This is a genomic window from Pelotomaculum propionicicum, from assembly GCF_048984525.1.
Lineage (GTDB): Bacteria > Bacillota > Desulfotomaculia > Desulfotomaculales > Pelotomaculaceae > Syntrophopropionicum > Syntrophopropionicum propionicicum_A.
On sequence record NZ_JBMGJC010000006.1, the window covers coordinates 127,799 to 152,127 of the forward strand.

General features: G+C 51.0%; 20 protein-coding genes and 2 riboswitches. Of the genes, 3 read left to right on the forward strand and 17 right to left on the reverse strand.

Translation table 11 applies throughout. The annotated features are described in order from the left end of the window. Positions 1-23: 23 nt before the first annotated feature. From ACOBQJ_RS08330 to ACOBQJ_RS08400, 15 genes are all read right to left on the reverse strand, one after another. On the reverse strand, positions 24-305 hold the full coding sequence (locus ACOBQJ_RS08330; protein WP_421071287.1) for a metal-sensing transcriptional repressor: 282 nt from the start codon (positions 303-305) through the stop codon (positions 24-26). Between the two features lie 16 nt (positions 306-321). After that, entirely contained in the window at positions 322-1,098 is a 777-nt protein-coding gene (locus ACOBQJ_RS08335; protein WP_421071288.1) for an energy-coupling factor ABC transporter ATP-binding protein, read from the reverse strand. Beyond that, positions 1,095-1,907, reverse strand: a complete 813-nt coding sequence (cbiQ, locus tag ACOBQJ_RS08340; RefSeq protein WP_421071289.1) for a cobalt ECF transporter T component CbiQ — start codon at positions 1,905-1,907, stop codon at positions 1,095-1,097. The genes ACOBQJ_RS08335 and cbiQ overlap by 4 nt, the downstream gene beginning before the upstream one ends. A gap of 35 nt (positions 1,908-1,942) precedes the next feature. After that, entirely contained in the window at positions 1,943-3,001 is a 1,059-nt protein-coding gene (locus ACOBQJ_RS08345; RefSeq protein ID WP_421071290.1) for an energy-coupling factor ABC transporter permease, read from the reverse strand. Between the two features lie 233 nt (positions 3,002-3,234). Beyond that, positions 3,235-5,931 (reverse strand): formate dehydrogenase subunit alpha, encoded by a 2,697-nt coding sequence (gene fdhF, locus ACOBQJ_RS08350; RefSeq protein ID WP_421071291.1) that lies wholly within the window; start codon positions 5,929-5,931, stop codon positions 3,235-3,237. A gap of 9 nt (positions 5,932-5,940) precedes the next feature. Continuing rightward, a riboswitch (molybdenum cofactor riboswitch) is annotated at positions 5,941-6,058 on the reverse strand. 7 nt (positions 6,059-6,065) lie between these two features. Further along, positions 6,066-6,995 carry a 2Fe-2S iron-sulfur cluster-binding protein gene (locus ACOBQJ_RS08355; protein WP_421071292.1) on the reverse strand — a complete coding sequence of 310 codons (930 nt, stop codon included), beginning with the start codon at positions 6,993-6,995 and terminating at the stop codon, positions 6,066-6,068. 15 nt (positions 6,996-7,010) lie between these two features. Further along, positions 7,011-8,858: an NADH-quinone oxidoreductase subunit NuoF gene (gene nuoF, locus ACOBQJ_RS08360; protein WP_421071293.1), complete on the reverse strand. Its 1,848-nt coding sequence runs from the start codon at positions 8,856-8,858 to the stop codon at positions 7,011-7,013. 15 nt (positions 8,859-8,873) lie between these two features. Continuing rightward, on the reverse strand, positions 8,874-9,311 hold the full coding sequence (gene nuoE, locus ACOBQJ_RS08365) for an NADH-quinone oxidoreductase subunit NuoE (RefSeq protein WP_421071391.1): 438 nt from the start codon (positions 9,309-9,311) through the stop codon (positions 8,874-8,876). Between the two features lie 62 nt (positions 9,312-9,373). Continuing rightward, complete coding sequence (locus ACOBQJ_RS08370; RefSeq protein WP_421071294.1) at positions 9,374-9,841, reverse strand: hypothetical protein; 468 nt, start codon at positions 9,839-9,841, stop codon at positions 9,374-9,376. Positions 9,842-9,878: 37 nt separating this feature from the next. Then, on the reverse strand, positions 9,879-10,781 hold the full coding sequence (locus tag ACOBQJ_RS08375; RefSeq protein ID WP_421071282.1) for a formate/nitrite transporter family protein: 903 nt from the start codon (positions 10,779-10,781) through the stop codon (positions 9,879-9,881). A 324-nt stretch (positions 10,782-11,105) separates the two neighbouring features. Continuing rightward, a riboswitch (molybdenum cofactor riboswitch) is annotated at positions 11,106-11,225 on the reverse strand. Positions 11,226-11,554: 329 nt separating this feature from the next. Then, positions 11,555-13,453, reverse strand: a complete 1,899-nt coding sequence (gene nadE / locus ACOBQJ_RS08380) for an NAD(+) synthase (protein WP_421071295.1) — start codon at positions 13,451-13,453, stop codon at positions 11,555-11,557. 79 nt (positions 13,454-13,532) lie between these two features. Continuing rightward, positions 13,533-15,380, reverse strand: a complete 1,848-nt coding sequence (gene asnB, locus ACOBQJ_RS08385; protein ID WP_421071296.1) for an asparagine synthase (glutamine-hydrolyzing) — start codon at positions 15,378-15,380, stop codon at positions 13,533-13,535. Positions 15,381-15,560: 180 nt separating this feature from the next. Next, positions 15,561-18,245: a bifunctional acetaldehyde-CoA/alcohol dehydrogenase gene (adhE, locus tag ACOBQJ_RS08390; protein WP_421071392.1), complete on the reverse strand. Its 2,685-nt coding sequence runs from the start codon at positions 18,243-18,245 to the stop codon at positions 15,561-15,563. 161 nt (positions 18,246-18,406) lie between these two features. Then, the gene (locus ACOBQJ_RS08395; protein ID WP_421071297.1) at positions 18,407-19,531 is read right to left on the reverse strand and encodes a zf-HC2 domain-containing protein; all 1,125 of its coding nucleotides are present in this window, start codon (positions 19,529-19,531) and stop codon (positions 18,407-18,409) included. A gap of 23 nt (positions 19,532-19,554) precedes the next feature. After that, positions 19,555-20,082, reverse strand: a complete 528-nt coding sequence (locus ACOBQJ_RS08400; protein WP_421071298.1) for an RNA polymerase sigma factor — start codon at positions 20,080-20,082, stop codon at positions 19,555-19,557. 584 nt (positions 20,083-20,666) lie between these two features. Here ACOBQJ_RS08400 and ACOBQJ_RS08405 point away from each other — a divergent pair. The 3 genes from ACOBQJ_RS08405 (at position 20,667) to ACOBQJ_RS08415 (ending at position 22,056) form a co-directional block, all read left to right on the forward strand. Then, entirely contained in the window at positions 20,667-20,957 is a 291-nt protein-coding gene (locus tag ACOBQJ_RS08405; protein WP_421071299.1) for a TMEM165/GDT1 family protein, read from the forward strand. Between the two features lie 21 nt (positions 20,958-20,978). Next, complete coding sequence (locus ACOBQJ_RS08410; RefSeq protein ID WP_421071300.1) at positions 20,979-21,347, forward strand: TMEM165/GDT1 family protein; 369 nt, start codon at positions 20,979-20,981, stop codon at positions 21,345-21,347. Between the two features lie 358 nt (positions 21,348-21,705). Next, positions 21,706-22,056, forward strand: coding sequence for a hypothetical protein (locus tag ACOBQJ_RS08415; RefSeq protein ID WP_421071301.1), 351 nt, complete (start codon positions 21,706-21,708; stop codon positions 22,054-22,056). Between the two features lie 151 nt (positions 22,057-22,207). Here the strand turns inward: ACOBQJ_RS08415 and ACOBQJ_RS08420 are convergent, their stop codons facing one another. Together ACOBQJ_RS08420 and ACOBQJ_RS08425 are read right to left on the reverse strand one after the other, a co-directional pair. Beyond that, the gene (locus tag ACOBQJ_RS08420) at positions 22,208-22,546 is read right to left on the reverse strand and encodes a P-II family nitrogen regulator (RefSeq protein ID WP_421071302.1); all 339 of its coding nucleotides are present in this window, start codon (positions 22,544-22,546) and stop codon (positions 22,208-22,210) included. A gap of 79 nt (positions 22,547-22,625) precedes the next feature. Further along, on the reverse strand, positions 22,626-24,041 hold the full coding sequence (locus tag ACOBQJ_RS08425) for an ammonium transporter (RefSeq protein ID WP_421071303.1): 1,416 nt from the start codon (positions 24,039-24,041) through the stop codon (positions 22,626-22,628). Positions 24,042-24,329 lie beyond the last annotated feature (288 nt).

The following is a 24,329-nucleotide window of genomic DNA, read 5'->3' on the forward strand; positions in this document are numbered from 1 at the left end:
ATCCTGAAAACTAAAACTATACTTTATTTCAGGAACTTACTGACTGCATCGTTTAGTCTTGCGATTATTTCAGTATCGTCCTCCTCATACGCGTGGATAAGACAATGGTTGATATGATCATTAAGAATAATCTTTCCCGTGTTGTTTAAAGCAGAGCGGACAGCGGAAAGCTGGATCAGGATCTCACTGCAGTCTACATCATCTTCAACCATCGTTTTGATACCGTTGAGATGTCCTATTATTCTAGCCAGCCGGTTGATGACTTTTTTTTTGTTAGGGTGATCATGAGAATGAGAATGATCCATATGGGTCTGTCCTCCTTTAAATACTTTTCAGATCGTTCCGCGATATATTGCTGCACACGGGACAGTTCTGAAGGCCCAGCGGAGCTTCCAGTCCGCTTTGTTCCATCAACGGCAAATCGGTGAGAATATCTGCGGTAGGCCCGTCGGATAATACCCTGCCGTCTTTCATTATTATGGTCCTCTCACAAAGCTCGAACACCAGGTCTAAATCGTGTGTCGCGATAATTTTTGTATGCGAAAACCCCTTAAGAAGATTAATCAGCCTTCGTCTGGACTTGGGATCCAGCGCTGTGGAAGGCTCATCCATCACCAAAATGTCTGGAGCCATGGAAAGGACAGTCGCTATTGCAGCGGCGCGCTTTTCGCCGCCAGAAAGCTTGTACGGCGCACGGTCCCTCAAATGTTCAATGCCGACTGTCTCCATCGCCTTTACCACACTCCGCTCCACCTCGCGCTCGTCCAGCTTGTAGTTGCGCGGGCCGAAAGCCACATCGTCATAAACAGTAGACATAAACAGCTGGTCATCAGAATTCTGGAAAAGCATACCCATTTTCTGCCTGATTAGCGGCAGGGTTTTCTTAACCACCGGCACCTCTCCCACAATTACTTCACCTTTACACGGAAAAATGGCGCCCACAAGAAGCATCAGCAGTGTCGTCTTACCCGCGCCGTTGGCACCCACGATCCCCACAGACTCCCCGTGATGGATACGGAAAGAGACGTCCTTTAATGCTTCACGCCCGTCTGGATAAATGTATTGTAAGTTCCTTACTTCCGTTATATGATGGCTCATTTCCCCACTCCTGTCACCAGAGATCCGAATAATACCGGGATATTGTAAAAACGAGCGGCTAAAAAAAATGACACCCACCCGCATAGGTACAGCATATCTTTAACTGCCATTCCTTTATCATGGCCGGTGTTGTACTCTCCCTGAAAACCTCTTAGTACCATTGCCTGATACACGTTCTGGGCCCTTTCAAAGGTCCTGATCAGCAAATTGCCGGCAAGCGACCCCCACACCCGGGGCTGTACACCATTATGGAGAGGAGCGCGCAGACTATAGGCCCGCATGATCCTGGCAACCTCCTCCAACAGTACTGAAATATAACGGTAAGTCAGCAGGAGCTGCAGCACAAATATACGGGGCACGTGGAGCATCCGCAGCGCGGCCGCAATCCTGTCCATGCCCGTTGTAGCGATAAGAGTGAGCGCGGCCAGGACTGCCAGGACGAATTTGATTATAATTGTAAAAAATGATATCCAGCCCCCAGAGAGCCGGAAATCGTTTAAAATAAAAACGGTGCTGTGGTCAAACAAGGGGTTGAAAGCCCCGATACACACCGCAAGCGGCGCCACCAGCAGCATTCTCTTTAGTATGGGTAAAAGAGGTATCTCAGCGAGCGCTATTACCACTACCGGATAAAAGATTACCGGAAGCAGCCCGGCAGCGTCATATTTCCCGAAAGAAACCACCACAATCAAGTATATCATTGTGGTGAGGAGCTTAGCCAGAGGATGGATACTGTGTATCATTGTCTTTAGCTCCGCGAGCTCATCGAGTAAGCGGATGCTGTATAGTGACTGCATCATGTTAGCCATATAATTTTATAACCACAGGCCTCACTTTATAATAATTAGACAGCGCCTGCTTTTCCCCTTCTTTTTATGATGCTGATGCCCATGCCAGTTATTGCCGCCAGGACCAGCGTCAGCAAGCCGCCAACTACGCCTGACACACTTGTTCCTGTGTTGACAGCGAGCCCGGCCTCTTCCCCGTCACCCTGCAGGGCGCCTGGTTCTTCCTCGCCTTCAGCAGCCTTAAAACCGTAATCCGGCAAAAATGCTATCCTCTCCTGCACATCAGCTAGAGTTTCATGAATCACGCCGGTGGCTTCCAGTTCCTCTACCCCGGCAGTTTTAAACATGGACCATTCCAGCCCGTCGGGCTGAGATGACGCGAACCAGGATAATACACCACCGGTAAACAATGCGGCAACTATAAGGCCTGATAAAACTTTTTTCATCGAAACAGTGCCTAAAGCCTCGTCCAGGGAGGCTTTCTCCAGAATTTCAGGACGCGCCCTCCATACAAATCCGGCGACAGCGGCAGTAACGAGACCTTCCACCACACCTATGGCCAGGTGAATAGGCTGCACCAGCAATACAAATGTACGGAAAGGCAATTCGGTTACCCCGGAAAACAACGTTTCAAGAACTACAGCAAAAGCTCCCATCTGCAGTCCTATAACTGCGGCCAGCAAAGCCGCGATAAACATGCGGGCGGGAGTAAAAACTTTGTTTACTATCGGTTTGTATATAAGAGGGTATGCTATAAAGCATGTAAAAAATCCAAGGTTGAATATATTGCATCCCAGGGCCAGCAGGCCGCCGTCGGCAAAAAAGAGAGCCTGTATCGTCAGAATGGACGCCATCGTGAGGAATCCCGCGTATGGCCCTAAAATAATAGCCAGCAGCAACCCTCCTCCCAAATGGCCGCTGGAACCGGTAGCCGGAATGGCAAAGTTAATCATTTGGGCGGCAAAAACAAACGCTCCCATGACCCCCATTAAGGGTATTTTCCTGTCGTCCATATCATTCTTAATTTTTTTAATTGAGTAAGCCGCGACCCCGGCAGTTGCAACCCACATGGTCCCTCCCACAACGGGAGATATAAGTGCGTCCGCCATATGCAAAAAAATCAACCCCCCATAACAAATATTTTTAGAATAATAAAAGTTCCTGTCATAATTAAGTATAAATTTCAAACAAACCTTGTACAATCCGCCATGGGGGGATATAAATTAAGATAAATTAAGTGAATTTATTCCTGGAGAAAAAAAGCTTTGCCCTGTTACGGGCAAAGCCACATTTATATATCTCCACAAGGGAGGCACAGCATATTAATTTAAACCTCTTATACTGATTTCTAACTTACCTTCTCTACCTTAACCGCGCAGACCTTGTATTCGGGTATCTTGGAAATAGGGTCGCGCGCCGCGTTGGTTACCTTGTTGATCGGAACATCCGGATACTGGAAGGAGGTAAATACCAGGCCCGGGGTTACCCTTTCGGATATCTGGGCCGCTACTTCCACATTACCTCTCCGTGAGGTTACCCTTACTTTATCACCATCGCTGATACCAAGTTTTTTAGCGTCTTCGGAGTTGATCTCCAGGTACTCTGTCGGATAGAACACATCCAGGGCACCCGTGCGCTGAGTCATGGTTCCAGTATGATAGTGATATCTCCTGCGGCCTGTGCTCAGGACCATCGGATATTCGGCATCGGGCAGCTCATTAGGCGGAATATGCTCGACCGGGTTGAACTTGCCGAGGCCGCGTACGAACTTATTAGCATGCAGGAACTTGGTGCCCGGGTGATCCGGTGTGGGGCACGGCCACTGCAGGCTGCAGACATCCAACCTGTCAAAGGAGATGCCGCCATAAGACGGTGTAACCCTGGCGATTTCGTTCATGATGTTTTCAGGTGAATCATAGCTCATCGGGTAGCCCATGGCTGTAGCAATGAGACAGATGATTTCCCAGTCAGGCTTGCTGTTGCCGATCGGCTCAATAGCCTTACGTACCCGCTGGACCCGGCGCTCGGTATTGCTGAAAGTGCCGTCTTTCTCGGCAAAACTTCCAGCAGGCAGCACCACGTCAGCCAGCTCGGCTGTTTCGGTCAGGAAGATGTCCTGTACAACCAGGAAGTCCAGGCTCTCCAGCTCATGTATAACCTGGTTGGCATCGGGGTCAGACAGTACCGGGTTCTCACCAAGGATATACATGGCCTTGACAGACTTGCCGGCTGCTTCTACCATCTCACCCACGGTCAGTCCAGGCTTGTCAGGCATTTTATCCACATTCCAGAACTTGGCAAACTTTTCACGGTTTGCTTCAACCGCTACAGGCTGGTAAGCGGGGAAGACTACAGGCAGCGCACCCATATCGCAGGCGCCCTGAACGTTGTTCTGGCCGCGCAGCGGGTTGACGCCGCTGGACTCTTTACCGATATGCCCGGTGAGCATAGCCAGGTTGGTTGTGGAAAAGACGTTATGTGTTCCACAGGTGTGCTGGGTGATGCCCATGGTATACAGGATCGTTGAGTTTTTAGCCTTGGCGTAGCCGCGAGCAACTTCGCGGATAACGTCCGCAGGCACTCCAGTAATTTCAGAAACATAATCAGGCGTATACTTGACCACAGTCTGCTTGAACGCGTCAAAATCTTCAGTGCGAGCCTCCACAAACTCTTTGTTGTAGAGTCCCTCTGAGATAATAACATTGGCCAGACCGTTAAACAGGGCAATATCAGTGCCCGGTTTTAACTGCAGGTGATACTGGGCCAGCTTGGCTGAATCAGTAAGACGCGGGTCTGCCACTGCCAGAGTGGCTCCCTTGGCGACAGCCTGCTTGATCTTGATGCCAATAATCGGGTGCGCGTCAAACGTGTTGGTACCAGCTGCCAGAATGAAATCCGCTTCAGCGATTTCCCCAATAGAGTTGGTCATCGCTCCGCTCCCAAACGCTGCCCCCAGACCGGCGACAGTAGGAGCGTGTCAGAGACGGGCGCAGTGGTCGATGTTATTGGTACCGATCACCGCGCGGGCCAGTTTGTTCATCAGGTAGTTTTCTTCGTTGGTAACACGGGCGGAAGAAAGCAGTGCTAATGCATCCGGCCCGTACGCATCTTTCGTTGCACCTAACTTCTCTGCCACCAGAGCGATGGCTTCATCCCAGGTGGCCTCTACAAATTTCCCGTCCTTTTTGATCAGCGGGTTAGTCAGGCGGTCGGGATGGTGAATAAAGCCGTAGCCAAAGCGTCCCTTCACGCACAGGGCGCGTCCGTTCACATCTCCATCAGTGGAAGTTACACCGATAACCTTGCCGTCCTTTACGTTTAGGTCAAAGGCGCATCCCACACCGCAGTATGGACAGGTGGTTGTAACCTTTTCAACTTCCCAGCGGCGACCTTTGCCAATCATAGCCTTTTCACTGAGAGCGCCCACTGGACACACCGACACGCAGTTGCCGCAGAATACGCAGTTCGATATATCCGTATCAGCGTAATGGGCGCCCATGGCCGGCGTAACAATAGAGTTGAAACCTCTGTAAGCAAAGTTTATTACGTTGTTGCCCTGGATCTCTTCACACATCCTGATGCATTTGCCGCACAAAATGCATTTGTTCATATCCCTTTGGATGAACGGGTTGTCATCTTCGATGGGATAATTGTGTTTTTCGCCTTTAAAGGCGTCCTGTTTAACACCGTAATAATAAGCGTAGTCCTGCAGGCGGCATTCGCCGTTCTTATTGCAGGTCAGGCAATCTTCCGGGTGGTTGGCCAGCAGAAGCTCTAGGTTTGTTTTCCGCGCTTCAATTACAGCCGGTGAGGCAGTGTTTACAACCATGCCTTCTGTAGCTTCTGTGACACATGATGCCGGGAGATTGCGAGCTCCGGGGATTTCCACCACACATATACGGCAGGCCCCTGGTTTGCTCAGCTCAGGGTCGTGGCAGAAGGTGGGAATAAAGATACCCGCCTGTTCAGCAGCTTCCAGCACCGTAGTCCCCTTGGGCACGGTAATCTGGTTGCCGTCTATGGTAAGCGTAACATTTGCCACCATTATAACCTCCCTTCAAAGAACTAAGCTCCTTTCCTGGTGGGAGGCATAGTCGTTTCTGACTATACCCTGTCGGCCAGCTATCATACCGGGCAGGTTTAGATAGGTTGGCTCGGAGCATTTTGTTTATAAATTGTCTACTTTTTCAGCTCATCCAACTTCTTCAGCACATCATCCATACCCAGGGCCTCCGGCCAGGAAACCTCGACGAACTGCTCGTCCTTCTTGAGCATTGGCTTAACCGGGTCATCAGAGTACAGAAGTTCAAGGCCCAGCCTGCCTTTCAGGCAAAGCGGCCTTCCCGTGCCCGGCTCTTTAGCTGTCACGCCAAGCACCTTATCACCCTTATAGTTCAAGTCAAACTGGCATCCTGCCTCACAGAAGGTGCAGGTAACCTGCTCTTTCCTGAGTTCATAGGTGCGGGCTTTGCCGGCCAGGTTCTGGTATGTCAGTGCCCCGACAGGACAAACCACAACACAACGCGCGCAGGAAACACAGGCTGATTCGGCCAGGTTGGTATCCATTGCCGGCGCTACCTTGGTGTTGAAACCGCGGTAAGCAAAGTTAATCACCTGGCGGTCCTCCACCTGCTCGCAGGTGCGGACACATCTCCCGCAAAGGACGCATTTGTTAAGGTCTCTTCTTATATAGGGGTTGGAATCATCAATGGGATAATTATGTTTTTCACCCTTAAAGCTGGATGTGCGTACTTCATAGCGATACGCGTAGTCCTGCAGGCGGCAGTCACCGTTTTTGTCACAGGTCAGACAGTCAGTCGGGTGGTTGGCAAGAATTAAATCAATGATAGTTTTCCTTGCTTCCACCACGTCAGGTGATTCAGTTTCGACAACCATGCCGTTGGCAGCCTCGGCAACACAGGATGCTACCAGAGCGCGGGCCCCCTTTATGTTAACCACGCAAATCCGGCAGCCGCCGTAACCCGGGTTGTTGGGATCATGGCAGAGAGTGGGGACAAAAAAGCCAGCTCCCCTGGCGGCATCAAGAACAGATGTGCCCGCCGGGACAGTTACCTCTTTACCATTGATGGTAAGAGTTACATTAGCCAAAACTTATCCCCTCCTTTACGCCTTGACGATGGCGTCGAATTTACATTTTTGGATACAGCCGCCGCACTTGATGCAGAGTTCAGTATCAATCTTATGCGGTTCTTTCTTCTCGCCGGAAATCGCTCCCGCCGGGCAGGCCCTGAGGCAGGCGCCGCAGCCGGTGCACTTGTCGGCAAGGATCGTGTATTGCAGCAGCGCGTTGCAGACTCCCGCCGGACAGCGCTTGTCTTTAATGTGCGCAATGTACTCGTCCTTGAAGTAGCGCAGGGTGGTCGCGATCGGGTTCGGGCAGGTCTGTCCTAAACCGCACAGGGCGCTGCTCTTGATTACCCGGCACAGGCGGTCCAGGGTGTCGATGTCTTCCATCTCGCCCTTACCGTCGCAGATCTTCTGCAGTATTTCAAGCATCCGCTTGGTGCCTTCACGGCACGGTGTGCACTTGCCGCAGGACTCAAGCTGGGTGAAGTTTAAGAAGAACTTGGCCACGTCGACCATGCAGGTGGTATCGTCCATAACGACCAGGCCGCCGGATCCCATGATGGCGCCGAGCTTTCCGAGTGAGTCATAGTCGATCGGGGTGTCCAGGTGCGCCGTCGGTATGCAGCCGCCGGACGGGCCGCCGCTCTGCACGGCCTTGAATGGCCGGCCATCCTGGATGCCGCCGCCGATGGAGAAGATGATGTCCCGCAGGGTGATGCCCATCGGCACTTCCATCAGGCCTGTGTTGTTCACTTTGCCGGTCAGGCAGAAAACTTTGCTGCCTTTGCTGTTATCGGTGCCCATGTTTGCGTACCAGTCGCTGCCGTAGCGGATGATGAACGGCACGTTGGCATAGGTCTCAACGTTGTTTAATACGGTGGGCTTACCAAAAAGGCCTTTGATGGCCGGGAACGGAGGCCGTACCCTGGGCATGCCGCGCAGTCCTTCGATGGAGTTCAACAGCGCTGTTTCTTCGCCGCAGACGAACGCGCCCGCGCCGGCTTTAATCTTAATCCGGAAGTTGAATCCAGAGTCTAAAATGTTGTCGCCTAGTAGTCCGTGCTCTTCGGCCTGGGCTATAGCCAGGTTCAGGCGCTTGATTGCCAGCGGGTATTCCGCCCGGCAGTAAATGTACCCTTCGTCGGCTCCGATGGCGTAGCCGCCTATCATCATGCCTTCTAAAACTCCATGGGGGTCGCCTTCTAATACTGACCTGTCCATGAATGCGCCCGGGTCGCCTTCGTCAGCGTTGCAGACCGCGTATTTCTTTTCGCCGGGGGCTACGAAGGACCACTTCACGCCGGTGGGGAAGCCGCCGCCGCCACGCCCTCTAAGGCCTGACTTCTTGACTTCTTCTATGACTGCCTTGCTGTCGACTTTAAGGGCTTTTTCAATGCCTTCGTATCCGCCGGTGGCGATGTAGTCAACTATGCTCTCGGGGTTTGTCCGCCCGAGCCTTGAGGTTACTGAACGCACCTGCTTTTCATAGTATGAAGCCTTGTCCATTATATCGATACCCTCGTACGGTGTGGCGCTGCCGGGAATCTGGAATGCCGCCCACTCGTATACCGGGGTCTTGTTTACTATGTGGCTCTCTAAAAGCTTTTCCACTTTGTCTGCAAAGATGTCGCCGTATAAGACGCTGGGCGCGCCGGCCAGGGCTATCTCCACCATCGGCTCGCGATAGCACATGCCGATACAGCTGGTGAAATCGATGTCGACGTCTAAGCCGCGTGCCGCTACCTGCTCTTTCAATGCAGCCATTACTTTGTCACCGCCGGCCGCGATGCCGCAGGTGCCGAGTCCAACTACGATACGGGTCTTGCTAATTTTCTCTTGGTACTGCTGCTTATATTTTGCGCGTATTTGATCAAGGTTTTTCATATCTGTCCACCTCCTCTACTTGTAATTTTCGAATATGCCCGCTACTTGTTTCGGTACCAGACGGCCGTGCGTGTCGTCGTTGATCATCATACACGGCGACAGGCCGCAGGCGCCGATGCAGGCGACTGTCTCAAGGGTAAACTTAAGGTCCTCGGTGGTTCCGCCTTGCCCTACTCCCAGGGCTTCCTGGGCAGCTTCGAATATCTTGGAGCCGCCACGTACGTGACAGGCTGTGCCAAGACAGACACGGATGATGTTCCGGCCGCGGGGCTTCAGGTGAAACTGTGCGTAAAAGGTGCATACCCCAAATACTTTGCTGAACGGTATGCGCAGTTCTTTGGAAATCTGCTGAAGTACATCTTTCGGCAGGTAGCCGTAAATGTTCTGGGCTTCCTGCAGTACCGGGATTAATCCTCCTTTGTAATCACGGTACTGGTCAAAAAGCTTTTGCATTGCAGCTTCCTTACTCAGTTCGGCCAATTACTGTTCCCCCTCTCTTTGTTCCTCTGCTCGTTTTACTTGCTATCAGGCATTTTAGCCATCTTGATTCCCCAGATGTTCTGCTTCTTGGTCGGTCCCACCCGCAGGGAACCAGCGGCCTCTACCTTGTCTCCAGGGTTGATATCCTCACGGGGCGCCCAAAACATGAATACGCCAATCTCACCGGTGCCGTCGCTGATCCGGAAATTGGGCCTGTTCAGCCACTTCATAGACGCTGACTTGATGGTGCCGCGTATGCGCACGGGCTCCCCCGCCCTTATCGATGGCAGGTCCTTGATCTTGAAGTACTTGTAGTCACCGAGGTCAACCTGGTCCGTGTGCCGCCTGTTCATAAAGCTTAAAGCCAGGGGCACGCCTAAAAGTACCAGGAGCATCGGCAGGGTCTTTAGTAAAAATTGTGTGTCCCGCCCCAGCGCGTATGTGAATGCTACGAAAAATACGCCTAATCCTAAACAGATGTATGCAGGTATGGACATCCGCACCGCGAGGATACCTCCTTAGAGTTTTGCAGTTTTAATGTTATTTTCTGTGCTCCTCGGGAAACTCGTTCCGGTAGCAGAAGTAATATACCACGCCGATAAAGATCATGCCGCCGATGATGTTGCCTATGGTCACCGGGATCAGGTTCCAGATCCAGATGTCTCCCCAGGTCAGACCGGCGTTCTTGGTCAGCGCCGCGTTCCAGGGCTTGCCGTCCACTACCTTGGTTACCAGGGCCGGGAAGCTCTGGGTTACAAACATACCTGCGGGCAGGAAGTACATGTTAGCCACGCAGTGCTCAAATCCGGTCGATACGAAAGCCATGATCGGGAACCAGATGCCGAAGAACTTGCCGATGAAGTCTTTGGATGTGATCGCCAGAAGGATAGCTACGTTAACCAGGAAGTTACAACCGATGCCGTTTGCCAGCGCCGCCCACCAGCCTACAGCGCCTACTGCCTTGTACGGCAGTGTCTTAGCCACCGCTATGCCTACCGCGTTCAACGCAAAGGCGTTCGGGTCGGGACCTGCAAAGTTGCCCTGTGAAAATGGTCCGATCAGCATCAGGTAAGCCCATGCTATGGAACCTATAAAGTTGCCAATGTATACAAAAGTCCAGTTCCTGAATACGCTGCCCCAGCCGGTCTTGCCCATCATTGCCGCCAGGGGCCCTAACATCGCGTCACCGGTGAACAGTTCCATACCTGTCAGCACGGTCGCAATCAGGCCTACCGGGAACACGGCGCCTGTGAAAAACTTGCCCAGGCCGGCGCCGAGGAATTTAGCTACTTCTGTGCCGCAGACTGTCGCCAGCGCTGCGCCTACCGCAATGTATACTCCAGACATGAAACCACGCAGTAAAAGTTGTCCAATCGGCAAACCCATTTTGTATTTGCCGGCGTTTCCGGCTAAACACACTGTCATTACTGGAGGATTAGCCATATTTTTTAAACCCCCTCTAACTTGTACATAATTTTAAAATTGCCTTAAGTCTCTAATCAGCTAACCTAAACCAACTACCATCTTACCTTGGACAACCCACCTCCTTATTATCGCAAATCTCAAAAATGGCTTTAACCACCCCCTGATTTAAGTCATGTATATTACCTGTATACAGGTTAATATATGCCAAATCTCCCTAAGTCCCCAGGGTAGGGGTCGCATAAATGTAAATTTATGGAATACTGATTTATTATCATAAGTAATTAATCAATTTACCAAAAATAATCATTTAAACAGAACAAAAAAAGGACAAAGTCAACTCCTTTGGAGCTACTCTGCCCTCCTTTTCGCAATGGAAGGCGCTGCGGTTTCCCGCGGCACCCTGACGTCCGTGCAACCATACATTTAAGTTTAGGTTTACATGGCTCGGAGAACTTAAGCCTTTATTTTTTTTTCAAACAGTGACCAAATCGAAAACTACAAAAGTGAGAAAGCCGCATTGACTTACCCGCTCTGGAAAGCCAATGTCCTTGCGGCCTGTCTCGCGGTTTATTTAGAATAGTAATTATATTCTAACATTCGATAGCAACTGAATATATCCTTCAAAAAAGAAAAAATATTTTACGAAAAGAAATAAGACTTATTAATAATTATAATAAATGAGAAATGGATAAATATATCATATTTCCCTACGCTATCAGCTTAAAAAACAACTAATCCAATAAATATTAAATTAGTTTGATAATATGTTTAAACCTAATTTTTTAAACATCCTATTTAATAAGTTCTTTCTTTAGTTTCAGATAATTTTCTGTAAAGTGCACTGAATTCTGCGCCTCCCGGTGGTCAAATCCATAAGCCCTTCTGCTCACTGCCAGGACCGGCGGCGCCTGTATCCGTTTAGCGACGCCCATGCCGAGATAGAGCTTCCACCATCTTTCCAGGTCCTCAGTAAATTCAACGGGCCCCGGAAAGAGCTGTTTCACCAGGCCTGCCCGGCAGCCGATTTTTCCTTCCAAACAGCCCTCGGAGTACCAGGTGAGTATTTCTTCGGGAGTTGACCGGTTCCATTGCTCCATAAACGCCCGGAAAAGATAATCGTGGTAGGGATAGACCAGCGGATCTCCCTTCCCCTGGTCGACATCCTGGTCGGAGGAAAGCTCGGCGCTGGGGACAAGGTCTATAATTTCCCGGGGAATTACCTCCCGGCAGTATATATGTTCATTTAAATATTCAGCCAGCTCATAAACCTGGTGTTTCCAAAGATCTGCCAGCGCCGCCAGGAAACCGGCCAGATCGCCGTACAGCGTTGCATAACCGACTGTCATTTCGCTCTTGTTGCCGTTGCAGGTAAACCCGCCGCCGAAGGCCGCCGCCGTACCGGCGAGGATCCTGGCTGAGCGGTCCCGGGCCTGGATATTCTCCTTTGCAAATGAAGAAACGGGCAGATTGAACTGGCTGCCGTCCCTGAGGTTTTGAACCGGAGTTTCGCTGATCTGCCTGACAGTATACTCAAACACTTCTTGTATAGGCATAATCGTATAGAGGCATCCCAGGTTATGGGCCAGCCTGGTCGACAGGTCCTTTGTAGTTTGGGAGTTATAAACACTGGGCATGTTTACCAGCAGGACCCGTTCCGGGTCAAGGATTTTATTGTACAGGCAGGCGCTTACCGCCGAATCAATCCCCCCAGAAACACCTATGACAACTTTATTAATGCCGGTCGCGTTCAGGAATTTATCGATCCCGTAATGAAGGGCTTTATATATGCTGTCAATATCGCTGTCGTCCGGCACCTTAACTGGCGGCTGGTCCATACTGCCGCCGCACAGGTCCATATCGACGATCTTCATTTCGTCACAAAACGGCACGCTGTAGTGAATAATGTTACCTGACCGGTTATAAACTGTGCTGCAGCCGTCAAAGGTATAGACTGTTTTACCGTTATTCTGGATGCCGACATTGTTGACATAGATCAGGGGTACCCCCGTTTCCGAAGACTGCCTGGAGAAAACCCTGTTCCGCTTGTTATTCTTGCCCCTTGTATATGGCGAGGTGGAAATATTTACGAACAGGTCGACCGGGCCTTTCCTGTTAATCAAGGAAATCGGCTTAACCGCGTACTCCTCGCTCCAGCCGTCCTCGCACAGGATGCAGCCTAATTTCAACCTTTCCCCTGCTATCTCTATATTAACCGGGCTCAGCAGTTCCTCCACCCCGATCCCCATTTCGCCCGCCAATTTACGCAGGCTGTAAAAATGGCGCGTGTCTTCAAATTCACGGTAATTCGGGTTCAGTGTCTTAATCCTGAAAGGGTACGGGAAGTTATCTCCCCCGCACAGCCTGCCGTTTTGAGCTATAAAGAAAGCATTGAATTTGCGCACCCTGCCGTCATCGCCGGTTTTATCCCAGTCCACTCCGACATTGCCGAAAAGCACACATATTCCTTCAGAAGCTTCCACTATCCTGCGGCCGAGGTTCTCGCAATCCCTCAGAAAAGCCCGCTGCTCCCATATATCTCCAAGCAAATAACCCGGGACCGCCATTTCCGGGAATATTACCATCTGTGCGTTTTTTGAGCGCGCTTCACCGATCATGTCCAGCATCTTCCTGCTGTTTAAATCGGGCCTGCCGGGTATGACCTCCATTTGGCCAATAGCTATTCTATGCAAAGGACGCCTCACCTCGATTGTATGATACTCTATTAAACATTAAAATTATACACCATCAATACTTTTTATGGTAGTTCATTCACCTGATTACCACACGGTAACGGCGCAGCCATACATCAACCTGGATCAGGAAGGCGAGAAACTGGGGCCCCTTCATCAGCTGGCCGAACCAGGGGCGGTCAAATGCCGCTCCGCCTGATTCCGCCAGGGCGCGGACAGCGCCGGTATTTATCAGCGGGAGCAGGGGCGAACCGGGGTCGGCGAGTATACTCAGGACCCGGTCGCATACAGCCGTCAGGTATTCCGGGTTGTGCGTCTTGGGGTAGGGGCTTTTTTTTCTGTTCAGAACATCTGCGGGAAGCAGCCCGGCCAGGGCCCGGCGCAGAATGCCCTTGGCCATATTATCGCAGCTTTTCAGCTCCCAAGGAATATTCCAGACATATTCCACGAGGCGGTGATCACAGAAAGGCACGCGCACTTCAAGTCCGACCGCCATACTCATCCGGTCTTTACGGTCCAGCAGTGTCTGCATAAAGCGGGTGATATTCAGATAAAACAACTCTCGCATCCTTGCTTCTGCCGTTCCTTCACCTTCCAAACGAGGTACTTCCGCAAGCGCCTCGGAGTACCGTTTTGTTATATATTCTTCAGGCTTTAACAGTTCAACCAGATCAGGTGAAAAAAACCGCATCCTTTGGCGCAAGAGCCTGATCCAGGGATAAGTATGCAAACCGCGCGCTTCTTTGCTGTGAAACCAGGGGTAACCCCCAAATATCTCGTCCGCTGATTCGCCTGACAGAGCTACTGTATGGTTTTTCTTAACCTCCCGGCAGAAGAGATAAAGGGAGGAGTCCACGTCGGCCATACCGGGCAGATCATTTGCCAGAGTTGCCTGTTCCAGTGCTTGCGCCATTTCAACGTTGTCGATTTCGATGACATGGTGAAGCGTTCCGAGGAAATCAGAAACACGTCCCGCCCACTGCGCGTCAGAGCTGGGCTGGAAATAATCCGGCTTGAAGTGGCGCTCATTTCCGGCATAATCTACCGAGTATGTATGAATAACACCCGGCCCTTTACCCTGGAAGGCCCTGGCGGCGATAGCCGTGATGGCGCTGGAATCAAGTCCGCCGGACAGAAAAGCGCACACAGGGACATCCGAAACAAGCTGGCGCTCCACAGTATCCGTGAGCAGTTCCCTAACCCTGGCGGCGGTCTCATCCAAACCGTGCGTATGAGGACGGTTTGCCAGGGCCCAGTACCGGCGCAGGCCGGCGCCGTTTCGATCATATAACAGACAGCAGCCCGGCCTCAGCTCGCAAACGTCACGGTAAACACCATGGCCGGGCGTGCGTGACGGGCCCATAACGAAAATTTCCGCCAGCCCTTCTGCGCCAACTTCCGGCATTACCGCCGGGTGGGCTAAAATTGCTTTTAGTTCAGAGCCAAATATAAGTGAGCTGCCCCGCTGCAAGTAAAAAAGAGGCTTTACGCCCAGCCGGTCGCGGGCTAGAAAAAGGCTCTGGGCAGCCTCACTCCATACTGCGAAGGCAAAAATCCCGTTTAAACGCTCAACACATGCGGGGCCCCACTCCATGTAAGCCATCAGCAGGACTTCGGTATCAGAATTGCCGGTGAGGAAAATGCAGCCGCGCGCTTCCAGTTCCCGTCTGAGTTCCAGCGTATTGTACAATTCACCGTTGTAAGTTATGGTGTACACCCTTTCTCCCCGGCGGCGGGTCATGGGCTGGCCGCCTCCCTCGGGGTCGACCACGACCAGGCGGCGGTGCCCGATGGCGGCGTGCTGCGACAGCCAGGTGCCCGAAGCGTCAGGGCCGCGGCGTGACAGTGTCTTCACCATGAGCTCCAGGGTATGGCCCCGGCGGGCCAGGTCATCTTTCCAGTCTACCCAGCCTGTTATTCCGCACATAAATATCAACCTCCTAAAATTTAATTTGGTTAAATAAAAAAAATATCCCGAAAGAAGCTTGCACTTCCTTCGGGACCTCGTCGTCCCTCAAATATATTCACCATATATTTTTATGCTTAAATTCAAAAAAGAGGGCATGGACACCCTCAAAAAGGAGATTCAGCGTTTCAAAAAAATTTTTTACTGCTGCAGCGTGCTGCCGGCAGGACTTGTACCAGGCTGGATTCCCGTTATTGAATACGCTGTTTCATCTCCCAAGCCGGCTTTATCCCCCGTATAAAGCGGTATGCTGTACGCTTTGCGCAGGATATCCTCCAGCTCGGTGATCAAAGGCAGCCGCGGGTTAGTCGTAGTGGTTTGATCTTCAAACGCCTTTTCCGCCAGCTCCGGGACCTTTGACATAAATTTTTTCCGGTCAATACCCAGTTCGGCAAACGTGGACGGTATCCCAAGGGACCGGCTCAATTCAGACACCGCTTCGATCAGGCTGAGCACACCCTCTTCCTTCGATGCGGCGGGCAGGCCCAGGTGGGCGGCAATCTGCCGGTATTTTTCCGGCGCGATGTAGTGTTCATACTTTGGGAAAGAAACAAACTTGCTGGGCAATCCGGCGTTGTACCCAATCACGTAAGGCAGCAGCACAGCATTGGCCCGCCCGTGAGTAATGCCGAACTCTCCCCCCACCTTGTGAGCCAGAGCGTGGTTGATACCCAGAAAGGCGTTGGTAAAGGCCATCCCGGCTATGGTGGAAGCATTGTGCATCTTCTCCCGCGCCATTATGTCCTTTTCACGCCAGGAAAGGGGCAGATATTTAAAGACCATTTCAATTGCCTTTAAACAAAGGGCGTCTGTGTAGTCAGAGGCCATCACCGATACATAGGCCTCTATGCCGTGCGCCAGCACGTCCATGCCTGTATCAGCCACCAGACCGCGGGGGAGTGTCTCAACAAAATCCGGGTCGATAATGGCCACGTCCGGCGTCAGTTCGTAGTCCGCCAGTGGATACTTAATATCCTTCCCCCTGTCGGTTATTACCGTGAAGGCTGTTACCTCGGAACCGCTCCCGCTGGTGGTGGGCACGGCCACCAGCCTGGCCCGGCGACCCAATTTGGGAAATTTATAAGTGCGCTTGCGAATATCGAGAAACTTAAGCCTCAAAAACTCAAATTCCACCTCGGGGTGTTCATAAAAAAGCCACATCCCCTTGGCCGCGTCTATGACCGAACCGCCGCCCAGGGCAATAATGGTATCAGGCTGAAAAGAGTTCATTAATTTGAGCCCTTTTGTGACCAGGGCAAGTGACGGGTCGGGTTCAATTTCACCGAACACTTCTATTGCCGGCCTGTTCTCCCTCCTGGCCAGGTGGTATTTGATCTTGTCCAGGTACCCCAGTTCAACCATTGATTTGTCAGTTACAACCAGGACCTTCCCTATTCCCGGCATCTTGGCAAGGTACTGGATGGAACCCCGTTCAAAGTAGATCCTTTCCGGCACCCTGAACCACTGCATATTAACCTGCCTTCTGGCAACCCTTTTGATATTAAGCAGGTTAATGGCGCTGACATTAGCTGTGGTGGAGTTTCTCCCGTATGAACCGCAGCCCAGGGTGAGGGAAGGTGTGTTGGTATTGTAAATATCACCGATGGCGCCATGGGTGGAAGGGGCGTTTACAATAATCCGCCCGGCCATGACCCTGCGGGCAAACTCGTCTACCAGCTTCTCATCAGCCGTATGGATCACCGCCGAGTGGCCCATCCCCCCGTACTCCACCATTTGTTCGCAAAGTTTGATCCCTTCCCGGGAGTTGTCTGCCAGATAATAGGCTAAAATCGGGCTCAGCTTTTCCCTCGAAAGAGGGTAGTCCGGACCCACTCCGTCCTGCCGGGCTATAAGTATTTTGGTGCCGTCCGGTACCAAAAAGCCGGCCATTTGGGCGATCACACCGGCCGGTTTGCCCACCACCTCCGGGTTCAGGGAACAGGTCTTCCCACAGGATGCGAACCGCTCCAACATTTCCGCTTCAATTTTATTCAGGAAATAGCAGCCGTTTTCAACCAAAAGGGATTCTATGTCTCCGGCCACATCCCTGTCCACAATTAAGCCCTGCTCTGAGGCACAGATCATACCGTTGTCGAAGGTCTTGCTGAGGATCAGGTCCGTAACCGCCCTTTGCAGGTTTGCTGACTTCTCAATGTAACAGGGGACGTTGCCCGGCCCCACGCCCAGGGCGGGTTTCCCGCTGCTGTAGGCTGACTGGACCATGCCCGCTCCTCCCGTGGCCAGGATTAGAGAGACTCCCGGGTGGGACATCAACATTTTTGTAGCTTCTATTGAAGTGTGTTCAATCCAGCTAATGCAGCTTTCCGGCGCCCCCGCCGCTACCGCCGCGTGCAGCATCGTTTTCGCCGCTGCCGCGCTGCACCGCTGAGCCCCCGGGTGAAAACTAAAGATAATAGGGTTTCTCGTTTTTATTGAGATCAGGGACTTGAACATGGTGGTTGAAGTGGGGTTGGTCACCGGCGCAATCCCTGCTATTACCCCGACTGGTTCCGCCACTTCTTCGTATTCAGCTTCCTCGTCAACTTTTATAATCCCTACGGTCTTGCTGTACTTGATACTGTGGTAGACATACTCCGTAGCAAAAATATTCTTCACAATTTTATCTTCGTAAACTCCCCGGCCTGTTTCTTCTACAGCCATCCTGGCCAGTTCCATATGCCGGTCGAGCCCGGCCAGGGCCATAGCCTTGACGATCCTGTCCACATCTTCCTGACCAAGTTCCATAAATGCATGCAGCGCGTCCTGAGCCTTTGCCGCCAGATCATCGATTATCTTCCTGCTGTCATTCCGGGAGTCCTTCCCCATATCTTGTTCCGGCAATACCTCATCTCCTTTAAAAAGTCTACTTGTCTAGGAAGTATCTCCGTCAAAACTGTTAATATTCCACTGTCAAATTGCCTGTCCGGCAAATCCATCCCTGAGGTCTCCTAAACGACAAAAAACCAGGTCGGCGACCTGGTTTTAGACTACTTCAAAGAAGTTGATATTTTTATTAGTTCTTCTGCCGGCAGATCTCCGGACACTGAAAATGCCCAATCACCCTGACGCCACCTCAGTGTTGTGACATCTCCGGAAACATTGCCGCCCGGTTCCGGCCTGTTTTCCTGTATGAATCCCGGCATTCCGTTAATATCAACGGCGGAACCCTGCGATATCGCATCTTCATATTCAAAGTCAGCGGCGTCGAACCGGCTCTGGCTGACAGTAAAGTAATATTTGCCGGCCCGGTAGTTCTGAGATACCTCACCCTTAAACCAGGATACATCTGAAAGTACAGCTCCCTGGGGAAGGTAGGCCGGTTTAACCGGGATAAAGCCCACATCCCTGACCGCCTCTTCCATGGTCCCGCTGTTTGAAACAGCCATACTCTCACCCATGCCCGGAGGGGCACTTGTAACCAAAGCTCTTCTTTGAACACCCGCAGGATAGGATTTACTCAGTGCTTCAGGGGCAGTGGCAGCAGCGGGCGCCGGCGGTTGGCCGCTCAAAATCCCCGCCATACTGTCAGGCTGATTCTCCACCGGAACCTTTACCGCATTTCCCGCATCCCGGTCCAATTGTTCATCTGTATTACTCATCAGGTCCGATTCAGCCTGCAAAACCTGTACACCTTTTAAAGGGTCCGCCTGTCCGCCCACAGCCGCGCCGTTATTATCCTCCGCCCGCACCCCGGCACTTTCCGTGTTCTCGGTCATGGCTACCTTTTGTTGATCGGCCAGGTTAAAGAAATTATTATAGGTTAGGAACCCGGCCGCCAGTACCACAAAAAGCAGGGCTGCGGCAGCCGCCGGGGTTTTCAGCATCACTGACAGGCGTGACAGGAGTGTGTTCTTCCTGTTAGCGGCAGACAAGTTCATTTCTATCCGATCGCTGAGACCATTGGGGACTACAATATCGGCTACCATTTCACAAATAACCTGCCTCAGGGTGTGATCAGCCTTCTCCAGGTTCTGGTACTCGCTCCGGCAGGATTTACATTCCTCCAGGTGCCTCTTTACTATCTGCTCTTCACTTTTGGATAATGTTTTATCCAGGTAATCATTCATCATTTGTAATGTTTTAATGCAGCTCATACTCCCCGGCCTTTCCATTCGATCTGCTCATAGCTTTTCTCCTAAAGAGGGTTTGCCGTCAGGTTCTTTCTAATCATGTTACGAGCAGAGTTTAACCTTGATTTGACTGTACCGACAGGCACACCCAGCATATCCGCCACTTTCTGCACCCCAAAATCCATTCCGTAATACAGGGTAAGGACCAGGCGGTGCTCCGGCCTCAGACCCTGAATAACTTCTCTTAAATCAAGCCTGCTTTCTATACCATTGATATCGTCACTGACATTCCTTAAGTTTAAGGACATCTTGTTCAAAGCGTCGATCTCCCGGTTGCGTTTTCGCAGCCTGTCATAACACCTGTTGACAACGATCCTGTATAGCCAGGTCTTAAACGATGACTCCATCCTGAATGATTTTATCTTTCGGTAACAGGTTAAAAAAGACTCCTGAACCACGTCTTCCACCTCATTGCGGTCGCGCAGAACCATGAACGCGGTACGGTACGCGTCCGGCGAATATTTTCGGACCAGTTGGGCAAATGCTTCATTGTCGCCCGATTGGGACAACAATACAAGGTTTTGATCAGACAAAATTACTCACCCGGTGTTTCAATATCTTAAAGAAGGCCTTCATTGACTTAGACGGCAGTTATCCCCCGGCGGTTCAAGTGTATCAACTTAGCTATTGACACGGCGATCGCCAAAATGACATAATGAAATTGGCAATATATTCCTGGGGGGAGTGTCGGGAACACAGCGCGGTCCGGAACCCGCTACACGGTTCGATTCCGTGTCTTCCCAAAATAAAGGAAGCCCTGGCTTAAGGCTGGGGCTCTCCGTATTTTTCAGCAGGTAAAGGACCTGGTTCTGAAAATGCCTTCAATATTATTTAATTATATCTTAAAAAGCTCCAATAAAAAACATAATCCGCAGCGGGATATCCCGGGCGGATTTTTTATGTAAACATTTACAAGGGAACGCAAAAAACCCTTCAGTGTCAAAGCAGGCCGAAAGCCCATATTTTGTATTATATGCAACTTGTAAGGTAAAAAAAATAAATCCAAATATAACCTCTTCTATTTGGGAAAAGGGGGTATGGCCAATCCGTCTGATCGGCTTTAAAGGTCTTTGAATGGGACTTCCCCGTTCAATCACAGTGAAAAGGGGGAGTTTTTTTGAAATGGCGGCTGTTTTTTTCAGCTCTGGGAATGGTTTTTTTATCTGAAATGGGCGACAAAACCCAGATCACAACCATGCTTTTGGCCGGCACAAAGCCGCTTTATGTTTTGTATGTCGCCCTTGGCTCGGCCATGGCTTTAGTAACAACATCATTCATTGAAGTAATGATCGGATCACACATCCTGGCTAAATATGTCAAGCCCACTGTGATTAAAGTTATTTCCGGGGTAGCGTTTTCTCTCATGGGCATTCTTCTGATTACAGGCATAATTGGCAGCGACTTTTGATAATCTAAAGGAGATCTATCAATGTTTGGTATGGAATGGCTTACATGGATTACCACCTTCACTCTGATCATTTTATGTGAACTGGGGGACAAAACCCAGGTGGCGGTGCTGCTGCTGGCCAGCAACAACCCCGCCAGGCGCTGGCTGATCATGGCTGCAAGCGCCATAGCGCTAACGGCTTGCGTCCTGCTGGAGGTTACCGTCGGCGCCTTAATAGCCAGGCATATCAGTCCCGGTATGATCAACAAGGGAACAGGCGTAGTCTTCCTGTTGATCGGAGTGATAACCCTGGCCGGTCAGGCGGGCCAGGTCCGGAAGGAGCGCGTAAAGAAACTTGGCTCCCAGCAGCAGGACTTATCTGTTTTCAAATCCTGCGAAGAGAAGGTCTAAAAGCCTTCTTTTTTTTGCCTGATTAATCAAAAAAACCCCTACTCCAATAATATGAAGTAAAGGTCTCGCTTCCGGGCCGCGCCCGTTATAAGACCGGGCGACGAATCGCCAGCATGTCGATCTTATTGCTTAAGGGATTAAGCAAGCTACTCCCCTTTAGTATTTTTTTTGTTAACTCCATGTTATTCCGGTATCTATTCTCATGTGCATATGATTTTTACCTCCTTAAAATATTTTTTCGTAAATGTATACAATATATCTGAATAATCTAACAATTCTATATTGTCACGCAACAGCGCTCTCTGGTATTATATATATAAAGGTGTTTATATTTTACCTCTTGGAAGGGGGTAAAAATATGTATCCAATGAAAGCAGATGAATATGAATTTTTATACGGGAACAGGCTGGCGACTGTTTTCAGGTTAAACGGGAGCATAAAAATCATCGGTTTCATTAACGGCAATACCTTTGAGTTAAGGGTCATGACTATCGGCAATTATCCCCGCAGAAAAGGCTGGGGAAAAAGGGCCCTTCAATTTTTGAGGCCGAAATTTAGAAAAATATCAGTTACTGAAATTTGTGAAGAGGCACTGCCATTCTGGTTAAAAATGAAAGAATGCGGACTTGTAGATAACCTGTGGACTATAAAAGACGGCAGGACTTTATACTTAATCAAGCGCACCACAAAGCTGGGCAGGGCCGGGTAGCGCGTAAATGCGATGAAAGAAGGACCCTCTCTCAACAATACAAATGCCTGTTCCTTTTGAGGAACAGGCATTTGAGTTGTTGGACATGACTATGCAATATTATTTTGGTCGACACTCTGTGTGCGACTGAAGTCGCACTGCATTCTTTAAATCAGATTGCTGTCTCGCCAGTCTCTCCCGTCCTGATCCGCACGGCGTTATCAATTTTGCTGGTAAAAATTTTACCGTCGCCCACCTCGCCGGTCCTGGCGTTATCTACAACGATTTTAATTATGTCGTCAACTATTTCATCCGGCACAACCATTTCCAGTTTTATTTTAGGAAGCAGGTTGATGCTGTATTCAGTGCCCCGGTAGACTTCCGTTCGTCCTCTTTGCAGCCCGCAGCCTATAACCTGCGTCACCGTCATGCCGTGGATTCCGTACTGATTGACAGCTTCTTTAACATTTTCAAGTTTACCCGGGCGCAGGATACACTCTATCTTAGTCAAGTTATCCACCTCCATTATTAAAATTTCTTTTTACTTACAGATGACAGGACCCTGCCGTCGAACCGCACTTGCTCGTAAATTATAAAGCTGGTTTTACTTCGTTGGTGGTTTTCAGCACATGGGCCTCGATAGCGCCAAACGGTGACGCCATGGCAAAATCGGTATACGCATCCTCCCCGTGCTGGGTAAAATCCAGGCCAGTGTCCTGTTCTTCATCGGTAGCACGCAGCTTTGTGAATACACTTATAACTTTTAAGATAACAAAGGTGCCTATTATGGCCATGGCCCAGCTCGCCCCGATGGCAATAAACTGCTTCCCAAGCAGCGCCGAGCTGCCGTAAAATAGTCCGTCCGCGCCAAGCTCGTTAACTGATGTGGTAGCGAAGAGGCCGGTGGCAATGGCGCCCCAGGTACCGCCGATACCGTGCACGCCAAAGGCGTCAAGCGCGTCGTCGTAGCGGAGCTTAGCCTTAATCACAGCGACCGCGGCGTAGCATACCGCTCCGGCAACCAGGCCTATAACAATGGCTGGCATGGGCTCAACAAAGCCGGAAGCCGGGGTAATGGACACCAGGCCGGCCACCGCGCCGGAGGCTGCGCCAAGGGTGGTGGGCTTCCCATGGTGGATCCACTCTGTTACTACCCAGGATAAAGCCGCCCCGGCTGTTGCCAGGTGGGTTACCATAAAGGCGCTGGCGGCAAGCCCGTTGGCGCCGAGAGCGCTGCCGGCGTTGAACCCGAACCAGCCGAACCACAGCAGGGCCGCACCCAGCACTGTGAACGGAAGGTTGTGAGGGATCATCGGTTCGCTGCCAAGTCCCTTGCGCCTGCCCAGCACCAGGCAGGCCACCAGGCCGGAAACACCGGACAGTATATGCACCACGGTGCCCCCGGCGAAGTCGAGTGCGCCCAGGTTGCGCAGCCACCCGTTTACACCCCACACCCAGTGGGCAACCGGGTCGTAAATGAAAGTAGCCCAGAGGATAATAAACGCGATAAAGGCCGGGAAGCGCATCCTTTCCGCAAAAGCCCCGGAAATCAGAGCTGGTGTGATTACCGCAAACATCATTTGAAAGATCATAAACGCCTGATGGGGAATGGTGGCCGCGTAGTCGGGATTCGGGTCAAAGCCCACCCCTTTTAATCCCAGCCAGTCCAGGCTGCCGGTTATATGGCTGATATCAGGCCCGAAAGAAAGGCTGTAGCCCCACATAGACCACTGGAGACTGATTAATACCATGGCAAAAAAGCTGTACATAATAGTGCTAAGGACGTTCTTTTTGCGGGCCAGACCGCCGTAAAAGAGGGCCAGGCCCGGGATGGTCATGAGCATTACCAGTGCCGCCGAGGCCAGGACCCACGCTGTATCGCCTGTGTCAACCGTCGCCGCGGTTTCCGCAACCGCCCCGGCTGCTTCTTCCGCCCAGGCCAGTGCCGGCACTGTCATCACAAACGCGGCAGCCATTAATAAAGTCCGCATAAGCCGGTTTTTCATTTTCTTCACTCTCCCATTGAATTTTTTGTCTTCACCCGGGAACCTTTAAACGGTTCTTTTTGAAAATGGCGCCTCATTTCGTAAAGACTCGTTTATATGTCTGGTTCCCTTTATAACAGAAAACGCCCTCGCGACAGACATTTGATCTGTCTTGAGAGCGTCACTGCTCATCATTTTATTACCCCGCTGTGCCTTAAAGCAAGAAAACGCTTTTCACGAGAAGAATTCGCGAAAAGCGCCATCGCTTTGTTGATACATTCGTCGTATCGATAAATTTATGCTATATAT